Source organism: Paenibacillus abyssi, from assembly GCF_014640295.1.
In the GTDB taxonomy this organism is placed as follows: Bacteria; Bacillota; Bacilli; order Paenibacillales; family Paenibacillaceae; genus Paenibacillus_D; species Paenibacillus_D abyssi.
Window position 1 is genome coordinate 171,035 of record NZ_BMGR01000008.1, and the last position, 14,319, is coordinate 185,353.

Annotated in this window: 13 protein-coding genes; 12 read left to right on the forward strand and 1 reads right to left on the reverse strand. The window is 52.9% G+C overall.

The features are described from left to right. Positions 1-7: 7 nt before the first annotated feature. The gene (locus IEW11_RS13435) at positions 8-2,422 is read left to right on the forward strand and encodes a hypothetical protein (RefSeq protein ID WP_229725253.1); all 2,415 of its coding nucleotides are present in this window, start codon (positions 8-10) and stop codon (positions 2,420-2,422) included. Between the two features lie 142 nt (positions 2,423-2,564). After that, on the forward strand, positions 2,565-3,686 hold the full coding sequence (locus IEW11_RS13440) for a DUF4432 family protein (RefSeq protein WP_188531567.1): 1,122 nt from the start codon (positions 2,565-2,567) through the stop codon (positions 3,684-3,686). A 69-nt stretch (positions 3,687-3,755) separates the two neighbouring features. Here the strand turns inward: IEW11_RS13440 and pdxR are convergent, their stop codons facing one another. Then, positions 3,756-5,195: a MocR-like pyridoxine biosynthesis transcription factor PdxR gene (gene pdxR / locus IEW11_RS13445; RefSeq protein WP_188531568.1), complete on the reverse strand. Its 1,440-nt coding sequence runs from the start codon at positions 5,193-5,195 to the stop codon at positions 3,756-3,758. Positions 5,196-5,532: 337 nt separating this feature from the next. On the opposite strand from pdxR, the gene IEW11_RS13450 reads away from it, so the two are divergent. Genes IEW11_RS13450 through IEW11_RS13495 form a run of 10 tightly spaced genes read left to right on the forward strand, consistent with a single transcriptional unit; the run spans position 5,533 to position 14,286 of the window. Continuing rightward, entirely contained in the window at positions 5,533-6,669 is a 1,137-nt protein-coding gene (locus IEW11_RS13450) for an MSMEG_0568 family radical SAM protein (RefSeq protein ID WP_229725255.1), read from the forward strand. Positions 6,670-6,674: 5 nt separating this feature from the next. Next, entirely contained in the window at positions 6,675-7,166 is a 492-nt protein-coding gene (locus IEW11_RS13455) for an MSMEG_0567/Sll0786 family nitrogen starvation N-acetyltransferase (protein ID WP_188531569.1), read from the forward strand. Further along, entirely contained in the window at positions 7,117-8,079 is a 963-nt protein-coding gene (locus tag IEW11_RS13460) for an amidohydrolase family protein (protein ID WP_229725257.1), read from the forward strand. Before IEW11_RS13455 ends, IEW11_RS13460 begins: the two co-directional genes overlap by 50 nt. Before the next feature lie 46 nt (positions 8,080-8,125). After that, the gene (locus IEW11_RS13465) at positions 8,126-8,638 is read left to right on the forward strand and encodes an MSMEG_0572/Sll0783 family nitrogen starvation response protein (RefSeq protein WP_188531570.1); all 513 of its coding nucleotides are present in this window, start codon (positions 8,126-8,128) and stop codon (positions 8,636-8,638) included. A 41-nt stretch (positions 8,639-8,679) separates the two neighbouring features. After that, positions 8,680-9,603 (forward strand): methylenetetrahydrofolate reductase, encoded by a 924-nt coding sequence (locus IEW11_RS13470; protein ID WP_188531571.1) that lies wholly within the window; start codon positions 8,680-8,682, stop codon positions 9,601-9,603. A 30-nt stretch (positions 9,604-9,633) separates the two neighbouring features. Next, a complete protein-coding gene (locus IEW11_RS13475; protein ID WP_188531572.1) occupies positions 9,634-10,803 on the forward strand; it encodes an MSMEG_0565 family glycosyltransferase in 1,170 nt (389 codons plus the stop codon). Further along, positions 10,778-11,734 (forward strand): AIR synthase related protein, encoded by a 957-nt coding sequence (locus IEW11_RS13480; protein ID WP_188531573.1) that lies wholly within the window; start codon positions 10,778-10,780, stop codon positions 11,732-11,734. The genes IEW11_RS13475 and IEW11_RS13480 overlap by 26 nt, the downstream gene beginning before the upstream one ends. Continuing rightward, positions 11,731-13,332 (forward strand): nitrilase-related carbon-nitrogen hydrolase, encoded by a 1,602-nt coding sequence (locus tag IEW11_RS13485; RefSeq protein ID WP_188531574.1) that lies wholly within the window; start codon positions 11,731-11,733, stop codon positions 13,330-13,332. The genes IEW11_RS13480 and IEW11_RS13485 overlap by 4 nt, the downstream gene beginning before the upstream one ends. A gap of 28 nt (positions 13,333-13,360) precedes the next feature. Next, on the forward strand, positions 13,361-13,897 hold the full coding sequence (locus IEW11_RS13490; RefSeq protein ID WP_188531575.1) for an NADPH-dependent FMN reductase: 537 nt from the start codon (positions 13,361-13,363) through the stop codon (positions 13,895-13,897). A gap of 59 nt (positions 13,898-13,956) precedes the next feature. Then, positions 13,957-14,286 carry a DUF1904 family protein gene (locus IEW11_RS13495; protein WP_188531658.1) on the forward strand — a complete coding sequence of 110 codons (330 nt, stop codon included), beginning with the start codon at positions 13,957-13,959 and terminating at the stop codon, positions 14,284-14,286. The last annotated feature ends 33 nt before the right edge of the window (positions 14,287-14,319 follow it).

Consider the following 14,319-nt stretch of genomic DNA (forward strand, 5'->3'; position numbering starts at 1 on the left):
GAGCCTATTGGAAGCCATCAAGAATACAGCTTTTTATCTTCAATTGTCCGATCTAGGCTTTGTAGATAAGCTTTCCATGAATGAAGACCGCAAGAGGATGAACTGGGTCATCGACAAAGATTATATGGCGGAACGCGGCTATCCCGATGAAGATAAACTGTTCGGACATTTTAGCCTGCGTGTGAATCAGGTGCTGTACAACAGCAGTGAGACAGGTAAGCCTGTTATTGCCCGGCTCGCAGAGAAATGGCTGGAGGTTGTTTATGCCTTTGAGCCTTTCGAAGTCCGGCTCGCCTATGACCTGGAGACGGATGATACATCCATGCGCTGGAACATTTCCATCGTTAATAAGAGCAGCGAACCGTTAACGGTGGATCACTTCTACATGTGGTCCTCGCTGGCCTACGTCATGTTCAAGGATGCGGATGTGATGCGGAACATTGACCATTCCTGTGCGGTGTTTCCTTCCATCTCACCGAACTTCAGCAAACTTGCCTGTGTGCGAAGAAGCAACCTCGGCCCTCATCTTGGCGTGTATGCTGTAAAAGGGATCACCCGGTCGGTGGGCACCTACTGCCGGTTCGAAAATAATTTCTTTAAAAATGTATCCCCTTCTTTGGACGGAATGCTGTATCATAGCTTGATTCTTGTCGGGACAGGAAGTGTTAATTCCGGTTCGCCGTCATCCTCCGATTGGATTTATGGCACTGGCACGGAGCCGGTGGAACTGGCTGCAGGCCACTCGCTGGAATGGGAATATGTGCTGATGCCGTTTGCTGATCAGCAGCAATTTTACGATAACGGCTTGAAGCTCGGGCATCCCGCGCTTGAATACAGTCCGGTTGTTGTGAGCGGGGGGCAGTTCCAAGCCTCCTTCCAGCTGCCCGGGCAGCAGCGGCTGACGAGGGCATGGGTGGAGTCCTTCGAGGGGGACAGATGCAAGCAGGTTGATGTGACGGATCAATTGGGACAGATCAACGGGAAGTTTCTGCTGCAGGCGCGATTAGCCGGACCCGGAGAACGGAAGCTGGGAATCGAGCTGGAGAATGGTACTGTCGATCATGTTGTGTTTAATGTCATCGAGCCGATTCGTACGATCATTGAGTCCAGAGTCGAGTATATCTGCCGCAATCTGTATCAGAATGAGGGAGCGGAGGTGCCTCATGCATTTCTCCCGCTTTCCAATCAGGGTGAATCGCTGGGCAAGCTGGCGCTTGTGCTGAAGAAGAATGAAATCGGCAGCTTCGAGCAGGAGCAGATTCGCAAAGTCGAGAACAGTGCGGTCCATTATATCCGGCCGAAATGGTTCGTGAACGGAGATTTCTATCAGCCTGCCAAGCTGTACGGTACATTTTACCGTATTATTGATCTTGATTATATTGCACATATTTACTATCTGTTATCTAAATTTACTGCGGATCAGCTAGTTCATCATGAGCCCTCTGATTATTTGCAATGGGCGGCTGAAGTGATGGTCGTACGGTTCGATGAGAACCTGCATGCGGATGAACGGGAGAAGGAAGAGACCCATATGCCAGGCGTGTACAGCCTGTTCATCAAAGATTTGCTGGACGACCTTAAGCGTAATGATAGGATGGAGGCGTATGAACGGTTATCCTCCTTATGGTCGGCAACCGGCGAGAGGCTGCGCGCAGGGAGCGAGCTTTACACCGGCGCAGTGACAGAGCACTTCTATGATAATGCGGGCTTTGGGCCGACCTGCGAGATCCTCAGCCTAAGCGGCCATACCAATGAAGCGGACCGTTATGGAGAACTGCTGCTTGCCAATATCGGATTCAGCAATGACTTCCGCGCACAGAATCCGGACCGCTGGTGGGAAGCCTTATCCTATATGACCCATTCCCTGTGGGGCGGGTTGGTGGCGGCTTCGACGCTGGTCGCTTATGAGCATATAAAGCGGACAGAATATTTGACTGCGGCCTACCGCGGGACGATGCCGGTATTCTACTGTTACGATTGGCACGCGACGGCAACAGATAAGAAATTAGAAAAGGGGCAGGCTGCTTCCACTTACAGCGTCGCCGGACCGAATATGAACCGTCCCGATCTGTCCCGCAACCGGTTCGGCCAATCGGTGTTCGCCAAGGACGGGGGGCTGTTCGAGCAATTGTTCAGCAATGCGTCCGGAGACGATTGGGATATGGGTGAAGAACTGGTCGCCTATTTGGAAGGCTTCGGCACGAAAACCTTTCTATACACCCAGAATGGAGAATTGCGCTGCGTAAACGGAGAAATTGTGAGAACAGGCGACCGTTACGAAGTGACAAGTTATGCGGCTTACCCGAGGGAGTTCCACTTTTATGAAGCGGGAGAATCCTTTGTTGCGGCTCCGGGCCAGGAAGTCCGCACGGTCATTTTTGAGAATGGTGCCTTTATACCTTCATTATTAAGCAGAAAATAGCTAAATAGCTTCGGTTATAGTTTTTGAGACTGTACGGCACTTATGTCTTCTAATATGGAAACAACAAAGAAAACAGCATGAACGAATTCCATGTTCGTCAAGCTGTTTTCTTTCATTTCTGTAACAAGAGTGAGGGATCGCGATGGAAACAACGGTGAAACTGAGACTGAATGAGCTGCCTGAGCAGAAGACCATTGATTTGCCCGGCGGCGGATACATTGAGAAGCGGCTCTTTACGGATAAGTATAATAAAGAGCTGACAATACTAACAATTTATAACGGACGGATGGCCTTTACCGTATTGCCCGAAAGAGGGCTTGAGATCGGAGATATCGTTGTCGATGGGGAAACAATGAGCTGGGAACGAAGCGGGCATTATTTGCTGCACCCGGATCATGCAGACTTGCAGGCACGGAACGGGATCGGTTGGCTGGACGGTTTTTATTCAGCTGTCGCCGTTATTGGTCCGGAGCTGTTCGGCACCCCGGGGGAAGGCTTGACGCTGCATGGAACAGGCTCTTACTCGCCTGCGGTAGCGGAGTCGGTTCATATAAGCTGCACCGGGGAAGACATCGTCGTTGAAGGCAAGGCGGTTGTTCGAGGCTGCTCCGGTTCTTCTGTATTTGAGAAGGAGATCAAGATGGTGACAAAAAAGGATGCCTCTTTGATCTTAAGGGAAGAAACAACGTGGAATTGTTCGGACGCTGAGCAGACGCTGGACGATGGGTATCATATCCAATTATCGGGACGTTACATGCATGACGGTGGACGGTATGTGCTGCCTGCGCCCAGCCGCACGCTGCTCCTGAGGGATTCAGCTCCTCCTGAGGCTGATCCGCTGCGGATCTATCCGATCAGTCAGGGAAAGCGGCCGATACGATGTTACCAATATGTTCCGCAGCCGGTAATCGGCATGGATCAGCTTGGCGAGCTGGCCCCGTTTGTCCAGCAGCTTAGGCAGCGGCATGGCGTTACAGCGGAGATGATGGTGAACGATCGCAAGGATGCCGCCGGTTTTGTCATTCGGGCATTAGACGATTTCTCTAAGTCGCTGATTGCCAAAGAGATCGACGAGAGTTTTATGTTTTCCTTCGAGCCGTGCCGAACGAGACCCAATCGCATGTCACAGAAGCATATCGACGGAGAGGCGTTTGTACTGCAGCCCGGCCATAGTGCTGTTACCCAGTGCATCATAGGCGTCACCAGGGATGCCGCTATGATCGGTGCATTAGCGCAAGCAATCACCTTGGCTGCGCGGAAATAGCTGGTAATTACACAATATTGCGTTCATTCGTATGTGCGCCATACAGCGTTAACAGTTCGTATTCATTAGTTAGCTCATCCTTTTGACGGCTGCCGCGAACCTGCGGATGCCTTCCTGTACCAAGTGGTCATCCGCACGGCTGAAAGTCAGCCGGACATAATTGGCATTTGAGCCGAGCGTACTTCCAGGGGCGAACACGACACCATTCTGAATCGATTCTTTAAACAGTGTGTGTTCGTCCCAATCCTCCTTTAATTTGCACCAGAGATGAATTCCCCCCTCAGGCACGCCGAATTCAATCCTGCCGTCAAACTCCTTTTGCAGCGCTTCGATAATCAGATCCCGTTTGTTTTTCAATCCCTGTCTCAGCTTTCTGATATGGCCGTCAAAACCGCCGGAGGAAAGCAGCTGTGCGGCAATCCACTGTGGATAGTTGGGATGGCCGAAATCAATCTGCTGTTTGGCGTCGGTCAACCGGTTAATGACGGCTTGCGGACCTAGAATCCAGCCGATACGAAGTCCGGATGCAATGATCTTTGATAACGAGCTGATATAAAGGACGGCTCCATCCTGATCCATGGATTTCAAAGTACGAACCGGTTGGCCGTTATAGGCAGTTACGCTGTAAGGATCATCCTCCACTATGGGAATGCCGTACATGGTGGAAATTTCAATGACTTTTTGTCTTCTTTCATAAGCGAGTGTTGTGCCGGTAGGGTTTTGGAAAATGGGATTTAGGAACACCATCTTGATCCGGTGTTTTTTATAAAGGGAGATGATTTCTTCGGGGTCGATTCCATTCTGTCCGGGCTGCAATAAAAAGGTCTTTAGGCCGGCGGAGTGAAAAATCGGCAGGGAGTAGGCGTAAGATGGATCTTCGATCACGACGGCGTCTCCTGGTTTAAGCAGGCTTTGAATGATCAGGTGCAGCGCTTGCTGCGCTCCGGAAGTAATCAGGATGGAGGAAGGGGTAGAGTTGATATTCCGGTATGCTCTCAGATGCTCCGAGATCGCCTCGCGCAATTTAAGGTTTCCCTGCATATGCTCGTAGCCCAAATAGTTGTCAATTTTCATCGCGCTGTGGACATCCTGCATCAGCTCTACGGGCTGCAGATCAGCGCTTAATTCGCCAATGGCCAAATTAATGATATTTCGGCCGGATTGAATCACGTTGTAAATTTGGCGATTGATCGGGTTGTTAAGCTGGAAGAAACCGCCCTTCACGTATTGATCCCAATTCGGCACGCGCTTTTGCTCACCTGAGCTCCATAGATCCGTACTGACAAGCGTGCCGATGCCCTTCACGCGATTCACGAGTCCGCTGGCATGCAGCTCATTATAAGCGGAAATGATCGTGCTGCGGTTAACGCCGAATTCCGTTGCCAAGTAACGTTCGGAAGGAAGGCAGCCGCCGGACGGAAATTCGCCGGTCATAATACGGGTTTCGATATAATTGGCAATTTGCTTATAAATCGGCACGCCGGTCGATTTGCTTGGTTTCCAGTCCATACAATGCCTCCAAAACAAGCTTATTTAACCTTTAAATAGCGTCATGTTTGTGTGAGCCAAGGTGAGGATGAAAGAGGAAATCAGTGGAGAACCCTATTGTTATTATAATTTAATGTAAGGAAATATTCCATATAAAACTTCTGCTAACAGGATTGAGATTATCTTGGTATCACTTGATTTTACAGGATAAATCTAACTGGATGGTAAAAATAATGATTCAGTGGATGATGTCACACCTCATTTTTTAAGTTAGCATATGTTATATAAAGTGACATAAAAACAAAAAGTGCTTCTATTATGTGAGATTGCGTAACATCGATAAGGGAGGGGGAGCAAATTGAATCCCATCAAGCATCATGCGTCACAAGAAGAGCGGGACTCGCTTCAAGCGGAAGCGCATTGGTTGGTTGATCTTCATAACAAAGGGCTGCGGACGGAAGGGCTGGGGAGCGGAGGCCGCCGCGGAGGAGCAGGACCGTCGGATGACCGTGCATTCCGGTTCGGTGATCAAACGGTCATGCTGCCGACCTTGAACAATCCGGCCGAGCATTCCCCGTATTCCTTGGTCCAAAGCGATGCCGGCTTGTCTCTGAAATACGAAGGAAAGACATTGATGGTTTTGGATTCCGTAGCGCGTCCGAAGTTTTACGACCTTGCGACTGAAGACGGCATCCCCTACAACAAGATTGCCGTTCTGCACGGTGCCGACGTGCTTGCCAGCACGGTGATCCAGAGCTGTATCCGCTGGACACCGAAAGACCGCTGCAAGTTTTGCGCGATTGGACATTCCCTGGAGCAGGGCAGCACAGTGGCCAGAAAAACGCCGGAGCAGCTCGCCGAGGTCATACAGGCGGCAGAAGAGCTGGATGGCATCAAGCATATTACATTGACGACGGGTACTCCTAACGAGACGGACCGGGGAGCGCTTTATCTGGCAGCATGCGTCAGGGAAATCCGTAAAGTGAGCCGGCTGCCGATTCAAGTGCAATGCGAGCCGCCCGATGACCATCGGCTTTATCAGGTGTTGAAGGATGCCGGCGCCGACACGATCGGGCTTCATGTGGAGTCGTTCGACGAGGAAGTCCGCCGCAGGATGATGCCGTCCAAATCGGAGATTTCCTTGGAGATCTATTTTGAAGCCTTCGAAAAAGCCGTCGCCGTATTCGGCAGAAATCAGGTCAGCACTTACGTGATCCTGGGCATGGGCGAGAATATCGAAACGACGTTGGAAGGCTGCCAGCGCGCTGCGCGATTGGGCGTTTACCCGTTTGTGGTGCCGCTTCGGCCGCTGAGCGGGACATTGCTTGAGCATACTTCGCCACCCTCCACTGCCTATATGGAGGAAGCGTACCGCAAGGTTGCCGCCATACTGAAGGAGGCCGAGCTGTCCTCTGAGGGAAGCAGTGCCGGCTGTGCAAAATGCGGAGCCTGCTCTGCGCTGCCCGCCTTCGAAAAACTGGAAGCCGCGAGGTGACCGCGATGAGGAGCTATGAGTTCAGATTAGCAAACAGCAAGGAGGAGGTTGCCGCCGCATTGACGCTGCGCCGGCAAGTGTTTGTAGAGGAGCAGCGGATGTTCGCGTTATCCGACGCCGACGAGTATGATCCGGAGTCCATCTATATTAATGCTTGGAAGAACGATTCGCTTCTAATGGGCACGGTCCGCTGTTATCCGGATCAGCAGGATCGTTCGGTCTGGTGGGGAGGACGTCTGGCCGTGCACGAGAATTACCGGCTCCGGGGCATTGGCGTCTACCTCATCGAAGCAGCTGTAAGTGAAATGCAGCGGCGCAGCGTTCGCCGGTTTTTGGCCCAAGTGCAGCAGCAAAACGTGAAGCTGTTTGAAAAGCTTGGATGGAGCAAGGTGGGAGAGCAGTTCATCTCTTACGGACAGCCCCATCAATTAATGGAGGCGAATCTGCATGTGTTTGATGCATCTAACCGGAAGCAGCGGCAGTTCATCGGGCGATAACACTGCCGGTTACGGTAGCGAAGAAGAAGCGTGTACAGCGGAAACACCGTTGTCCATGGGCATGGGCAGGAAAGTGTTCAGTGTGCATAATCATGTCGGCCACCTGGATCCTTGGCCATTCTATGAATCCGAAGAGCCGATCTCGCCCGCTGATCCTGGTCCGTCAAGCTCCGAGGAATTGGAGTTTTTCATGAAGTGCCGGGGAATCGAGAAAACGCTGATCATCCCGAACTACGGCATCCCCGTTCAGGAGCAGCCATTTTCCCATAATGAATTGGTCGCCCGCTTATGCAGGGAAGGCGCCGGCAACGTAGCCGGTGCGCTGTGGGTATCGGGTCTGCCGCAGAACCGTGAACGGACGGAGGCGGCGTTAAAGCTGCTGGATGAACCCGGCATTCAAGCCCTTAAGATGAGCTATCTGCTTGGTGGAACCGCAGATCCCAGGAAGTGGGACGAAGCAACACTGCGGCTCCATGAGTCCATTTTTCAGGCGGCAATCGAGCGTGATATTCCGATTCATTTCCATACAAGTCCCGGCGGCGGGTCTGATATCCTTGGCTACTTCGAGCTCATCAAACGATGGGGCAAGGATTTGAAAATCCATCTTGTGCATATGGGCGGGGGCGTCAGCGGCCACATCCGCCTGCTCTCCCAGTGGAAGGATCTGATCGAGGGCGGCTACCGAGTCTACATCGATACAAGCTGGGCAATCGGTTTTGCCGTACGCAAGCTGCTGCAGGAAGTGGACAAAACCGGAATCGGCGTGGACCGCATCATGTTCGGCTGCGATGAGCCCTGGAGCGATTTCGAAAGCGAGTTTTGGAAAATTCAAGGTATGAAGGTATCGGAGGAGATTAAAGAACGAATCTTCTGGGGCAATGCGCAGGAGCTTTATTTCAGCAGGTTGGCATAGGGCATTCGCTCTTTTCCATAAAAACATTATTGGAGGTTGATTGACCATGGCAAATTTTACGGAAAATGAACTGAGATCGATGAATGAGATTCCCCATCCTTCCATGCCGCTGGGCTCAAAGCTGTACGGCGAGACGAAAGTATTCCCCGATTACAAGGCGAATCCGGGCGAGAAATTTCTGGCTTTGGTTCACGGTATCGCGCATGAATCCTCGCTTTCTTACGTTGCCGTTCTGCAAGCGATCCGCGCGCAGCGGAAAGGTTATGAAACCGCCATTTATTTTTATGGAACCGGAGCGATGAACGCGATGGCGACCCGCGGGTTTCCGACCGTCGGCAATGCCGCCTTCGCAGGGCAGCTGAACGCGAACGAAGGGCTGGCCACCTTTATCAAGGAGGGCGGAAAGGTATATGTATGCCGATTCGGGCTGGCGCTGCACGGACTGCGCGAGGAGGATCTGATTGAAGGGACAATTCCTGTACATCCCCTTGATCTGCAGGACTGCCTGATTGAATACTCCCGTGCCGGCGCCTTTATCTTAAGCACGTTCCAAATCTAGGTCAAAATTCTACCGAGCATCAGGAAAGCAGGTGAAAGAAGATGACATTGCTTCTGGAAAAGGGGGCTCTAGAGCGGGACCATTTCATTGTGACTGCAGAGCTGATTCCGCCCCGGAACTGGAATCCGAGTCCGCTTGTTGAGCAAGCGGTGCGTTACAGAGGCTGCGTGGATGCTGTTGATTTGAGTGACAATTTGCTGGCGATTGCGCGTCTTTCGCCTGTTGTCGGCGCATTCTTCGTGCGGCAGGTCGGAGTTGAACCGATCGTGCAGATCAACCTGCGGGACCGCAACCGGATGGGCATTCAAAGCGATCTATTGGGGCTGGCGGCGCTTGGCGTGAAAAACATCGCGATATTGGGCGGTTATCCGGCCAGAGTAGGTACGGAGCCGAATGCCAAGGAAGTGTATGATCTGGAAACGATGGAGCTCGTGCGTTACGTCAGAAGGTTTGTTGATGAAGGCAAGCTCTTTGACGGTACGGTTATGGAAGAGGCGCCGAAATTCACGATCGGGACGGTAGAGAACATCGCCGGCAAACCGATTAAGGAACTGATCGACCGGTTGGAAGCCAAGGTCGAGGGCGGCACGAACTTTGTGCGTACCCAGTTGGTGTTCGATCTCGATCTGATCGGAGAATGGATGGAGGAAGCGAGGCGGCGCGGGCTTCATGAAAGAGTGACGATTATGGCCAGTATTCTGCCTCTGCGCGATGCGAATCATGTGGAAACAGCGCTGAAAATTCCGGGTATCGTCATTCCGGATTCGTTCCGTGCAAGGCTCGAGGACTCGGAATCGGGTGAAGAGGGGCTGGCGATCGCCGCCGAGCTGATCGGCGAGATCCGAAAGATCGAAGGCATGAGCGGCATCCATATCCGTCCGATCGGCGGTGCGGAGGATAGTGTCAACAAGCTCGTAAAAGCCGCCGGATTGATGCCGCTGGGTCCATTGACGGCAAGCGCTTGATCCGGCTTCTGCGAAAAGGAGTGATGAGGGATGAGGGTTGCTCTTTATACCTACAATACGAAACCGAGAGGCGGCGTGGTTCACACGCTTGCTTTGGCGGAGGCTTTGCAGAAGGCGGGCTGCCTCGTCACCGTGCATGCGCTTGGCCTGAATGGGGAATCGCAATTTTTCCGGAAGGTGGGGGTGGACACGAAGGTGATTCCGTTCACGCCCCGGCAGGATGAGTTGTTTGAAGCCCGTATTATCCGCTACATCGATACCTACGCAGCGGCTTTGGAATCTGAGCCCTTGGATGCTTACGATATCCATCACGCGCAGGATTGCATAAGCGCTAACAGCTTGAACCGTTTGATGACTAAGGGACTTGTCCCCTATTTCATTCGAACGGTTCATCATTTAGATGATTTCACTACGCCTGCGCTCGTCGACTGCCAGAATCAGTCGGTTGTCCAGCCGCAGGCGCTGGTCACGGTCAGTGAATATTGGAGCCGCCGCATGAAGGCTGAATATGGCCGCGCTTCATCGCTTATTCATAACGGGGTGGAGGATCGCTTCTTTCATAAAGCAGGAGGCGATTCCCGGGAATTGAAAGCGAAATACGGGCTCCAGGAACGTACCGTGTTTCTGGCCTTAGGCGGAATCGAGCCCCGTAAAAATACGATCGCCACGCTGCGCGCATTCACACAGGTGAGGCGGGCTTTACCTGAAGCGGTGCTGCTTATTGCAGGGGGAACGACCCTTTTTGATTATCGGCACTATAGGAACGAGTTTGAATTGGAGCTGCAAAGCCTGGAGCCTGCTGTTGTAAGCAGCATCCGCATCATGGGATCGCCGGATAATGAGACGGTACAGGAATTATACCGTTTGGCAGATTGTTACGTTCAGCCTTCGAAGAAGGAAGGCTGGGGACTGGCGATATTGGAGTCGATGGCCGCGGGTACCCCGGTTGTGGCCTCCGATATCGACGTTTTTCAAGAGTTTTTAAAGCATGGGCACAACGCTTTGCTGGCGGATCCGGATCGTCCGGAAGAAATTGCCGGTTCAATGCTGCGGATGGTCAAGGAGCAGGAGCTGGCCGAGCATCTAAGCACCAATGGTAAAGTGACAGCGCGTCAATATACATGGTCTGTGGCTGCCGAAAAACATAAAAGCCTGTACAGGAGGGTGATGATGGGTGGGCAAGCTGCATACTCTTGTTAACGACTTATTGAATTTTCCCGGCTTCAGCCGCAAAAAAAATATCCAGGTACCGCTCAAAGCCTTTGCCTGGGATCCTGACACGACGCTGGATCCGATCGGGGACGACGCGGCAATCCTGCAGACGGAAGACGGCTATCTGCTCATCTCCTGTGACGGGATCATCCCCGCACTGGTCCGCGATGAGCCTTTTTGGGCAGGCTATTGCGCGGTATTGGTCAGCGTCAGCGATATCTATGCAATGGGAGGGCATCCGACTGCGGTCGTCAATCTGCTCAGCGCTCCCAATGACGAGACGGCCGCCATAATCGCGAAGGGCATGGCGGAAGGCTGCAGAAAGCTCGGCGTAGCGATGGTAGGCGGCCATTTTCTGCCCGGGGAATCCGAAGGGGTGGCAACCGCTATTATCGGAAAAGCGACCCATCTGCTGCGCGGCACGATGGGATCGGCTGGACAGTCCCTGCTGGCTGCGGTCGATCTGGACGGCAAGCCGTTCAAGCATTATTTGCAGTGGGACTGCACCAGCTTCCGCCAGCCTGAAGAATTACGCCGGAAGCTGGACCTGCTGCCAATGCTGGCGCAGCGGCAGCTGGCGACCGCCGCACGGGATATCAGCAATGCAGGCATATTAGGCACGCTTGCCATGCTGGCCGAAAATTCGGGCTGCGGTGCCCGTGTGCAGCTCGGGAGTATTCCAAAGCCGGAAACTGTGGAGCTTGAGCGCTGGCTGCAAATGTTTCCGGGCTATGGATTTATTGTGGCCGCTGACCCGGACCGTACAGATGAGATAACGGCGCTGTTTGCGCAGGAGGGCATTGCCGCTACCGTCATCGGCGAGCTTACGTCGGATACGCAAATTATAATTCAGGATGGTGGGGAAGAAGCGCTGTACATTGATTGGGCGAATGAATCGTTGGTGGTGGGCGGAAGATGAACGGTGGAAGCGGAAATGAGGTTATAAGCTTCACGATAGCGGCGATGCAATTCAATCCCGTGTTGGGCGAAGTGGAGGAGAACCGGAGGCGGCTTGTTAGTCGGCTGGCTGAGGCGGCGGAAAACGGTGCGAAGCTGGTTGTGTTCCCTGAGATGGCTTCAAGCGGTTACGTGTGGGAGAGCAGAGAGGAGATCGCTCCGTTCGTCGAAACGATCCCGGGACCAACCACAGAAGCCCTGCTTGCAGTCACGCGCAAATTCCGCTGTTATGCGGCAGTCGGCTTGCCGGAAACCGATGCGTGGAGCGGCGCATATTATAATAGTGCCGTTTTGATCGGTCCGGAGGGCGTTGTGGGGAAGTACCGCAAAACACATTTGTTCGCCGCCGATCCCAGATGGGCCCGAGAGGGCGATCAAGAAATCCCTGTTTTTCAAACGGAGATTGGACGCATCGCTCTCTTAATCTGCATGGATGCTATGTATTTTGAGCCCTCCCGCATTGCCGCCCTGCAGGGAGCGGACATCATCGCCTTTCCGACTAATTGGGTGGGAGCTTCCAACAATCCGCCAAGCAAAACCTGGTGCCTGCGCGCCAAGGAAAACGGCTTGTATTGGGCTGCTTCCAATCGTTCGGATACGGAAAGAGGGGCGGTATTCACCGGAGGCAGCGCCGTCATCGAGCCGGATGGCAGCGTACAGCAGTCGCTAATATCCGGCGAAGGAATCGTCTACGGGCAGGCGCGTCTGGATCCCGCCAAACGCCGGAATATCCTTGAAGCCCGGCGGCCGCATGCTTATCAGGAGCTGCTGCTGCACCCCTACCTTTGGAAAGAGGGGGAAACACGGCCGATTTCTGCTCCTGAATCATACGAAGTCATTATACCCAAGCTGCTCCGCAGCGGCAGAGCGGAGCAGCTTGCAGCCCGGATTCGCCTGTCTTTGGAAGAAATCAATGACCATCTGAAACACGCGGTACATCGGCTGATTGTGCTGCCGGAGCTGGAATCATTTCCATCACCCTCAGCGGGTGAGCTGGAGTTTTTCTTTGCGGAGCTTCAAAGGCTGGCCTTCGTTTACAATGGCTACTTCGCAATAAGCCTGTTAGAGGAGGTCGGCGGCAGGCCGGTCCCTTCTGTTTATCTGGTCGGGCCTGAGGGAAAGATCGGAACCTATCGTCAAGTTCACCGGGGGCGTCCTGAAAGGAGAAGGGGAGAGGCGGATTCTGTTTTCCGGACCTTCGAGCTGCCTTTTGCCAGGGTGGGGATATTGACAGAGGGCGATGCGTTATTTCCGGAATCATACCGGGTGCTCGCCAAGCAGGGCGCAGATGTCATAGCGGTGTGTGGTGCGGGCCAGGCAAATGACGCGGCGTGGATGCAGCGCATATGGGCGTTTGAGAATGATGCCGTTTTGGCGGCAGCTATGCCGGCAGGCTCTTCTGGAAGCCAGTTATTTTTACACCGGCAGGTCCATCTGGAGCAGGATTCGAGGGAAGGAGCGCTAGTTGGGACGGTTCATGCCCAAATGCTGGAAACGGCAAGAAGCAGGCCGTTTATGAGACGCTCAAAAACCCATTTGTATGGACGCCTCATTGAATAAAATAAAATCTTGCGAAGGGAGGCTCGCGATGAAGCTATTAGGCATTTCCGGAACGCTTGTCGGGGCGAAGACGCTCTCTGTTGTGAAACGGGTTGTAGAACAAGCCGCGCTGCTTGAGCCTGGTCTCGATACCGATCTTTTGGATCTGAAAGACTACAAGATTGAATTTTGCGATGGGCGCGAACCTGCAGGCTACAATGAGGATACACGAACAGTGATTGAAACGATTCTTTCCGCCGACTGTTATATTATCGGCACGCCGATTTTTCAGGCATCGCTTTCCGGGGCGCTTAAAAATGTGTTCGACCTGCTGCCTGTGACTGCCTTCCGGGGGAAGGTCATCGGTTTTGTTGGGACGGGCGGAACCTATCAGCATTTTCTGGTCATTGAGAATCAGCTAAAGCCGATTGCCGGTTATTTTCGAGCGTATACGGCACCTGATTACGTCTATGCCCATCGGGAGCATTTTAATGAACATAATGAGGTTGTGGATGTCGGGGTATTGGAGAGAATCGAGAGCTTGGCGGCGCAGGTTGTAAAGATGAGCAAAGCGCTGCATGGATGATGCTTAAGGTTTACCGGGACTGGTGTAGTCACTTTACGTCGAATGCGGTAGGGGTTGCCATGCCGCAATTAACGGTAAGAGGAATTGAAGCCAACACAATGATGGCTATTAGCCGGCCGCTCATAGAGGAGCTTGCAGCCGTATGTGAATGCGGAACGGATAATTTTACGGTAGATTGTTTGTCTGTCACTTCTGTATTTGACGGGGAGAGGGCCGATACCTATCCTTTCATCGAAGTAGCTTGGTTCGAGAGGGGACGGGAAGTAAGGGATCGCTTGGCGGAGGCGGTAACCCGGCATATCCGGCTTGCGGGCATAGCCGAAGTGGAAATCGCATTTAAGGTCTACCGTGAGGATGCTTACTATATTAATGGTATACCGTGCGAATAGTAAAAAGTCCGTTTGTATCGGATAGGGTGCATA

What these genes read in the sequence shown, in the direction of transcription:
- IEW11_RS13440 (WP_188531567.1), top strand. Translation starts at nt 2,565, where the DNA reads ATGGAAACAACGGTGAAACTGAGACTGAATGAGCTGCCTGAGCAGAAG.
- IEW11_RS13455 (WP_188531569.1), top strand. Translation starts at nt 6,675, where the DNA reads ATGAGGAGCTATGAGTTCAGATTAGCAAACAGCAAGGAGGAGGTTGCC.
- IEW11_RS13470 (WP_188531571.1), top strand. Translation starts at nt 8,680, where the DNA reads ATGACATTGCTTCTGGAAAAGGGGGCTCTAGAGCGGGACCATTTCATT.
- IEW11_RS13460 (WP_229725257.1), top strand. Translation starts at nt 7,117, where the DNA reads ATGTGTTTGATGCATCTAACCGGAAGCAGCGGCAGTTCATCGGGCGAT.
- IEW11_RS13475 (WP_188531572.1), top strand. Translation starts at nt 9,634, where the DNA reads ATGAGGGTTGCTCTTTATACCTACAATACGAAACCGAGAGGCGGCGTG.
- pdxR (WP_188531568.1), bottom strand. Translation starts at nt 5,195, where the DNA reads ATGGACTGGAAACCAAGCAAATCGACCGGCGTGCCGATTTATAAGCAA.
- IEW11_RS13490 (WP_188531575.1), top strand. Translation starts at nt 13,361, where the DNA reads ATGAAGCTATTAGGCATTTCCGGAACGCTTGTCGGGGCGAAGACGCTC.
- IEW11_RS13465 (WP_188531570.1), top strand. Translation starts at nt 8,126, where the DNA reads ATGGCAAATTTTACGGAAAATGAACTGAGATCGATGAATGAGATTCCC.
- IEW11_RS13495 (WP_188531658.1), top strand. Translation starts at nt 13,957, where the DNA reads ATGCCGCAATTAACGGTAAGAGGAATTGAAGCCAACACAATGATGGCT.
- IEW11_RS13485 (WP_188531574.1), top strand. Translation starts at nt 11,731, where the DNA reads ATGAACGGTGGAAGCGGAAATGAGGTTATAAGCTTCACGATAGCGGCG.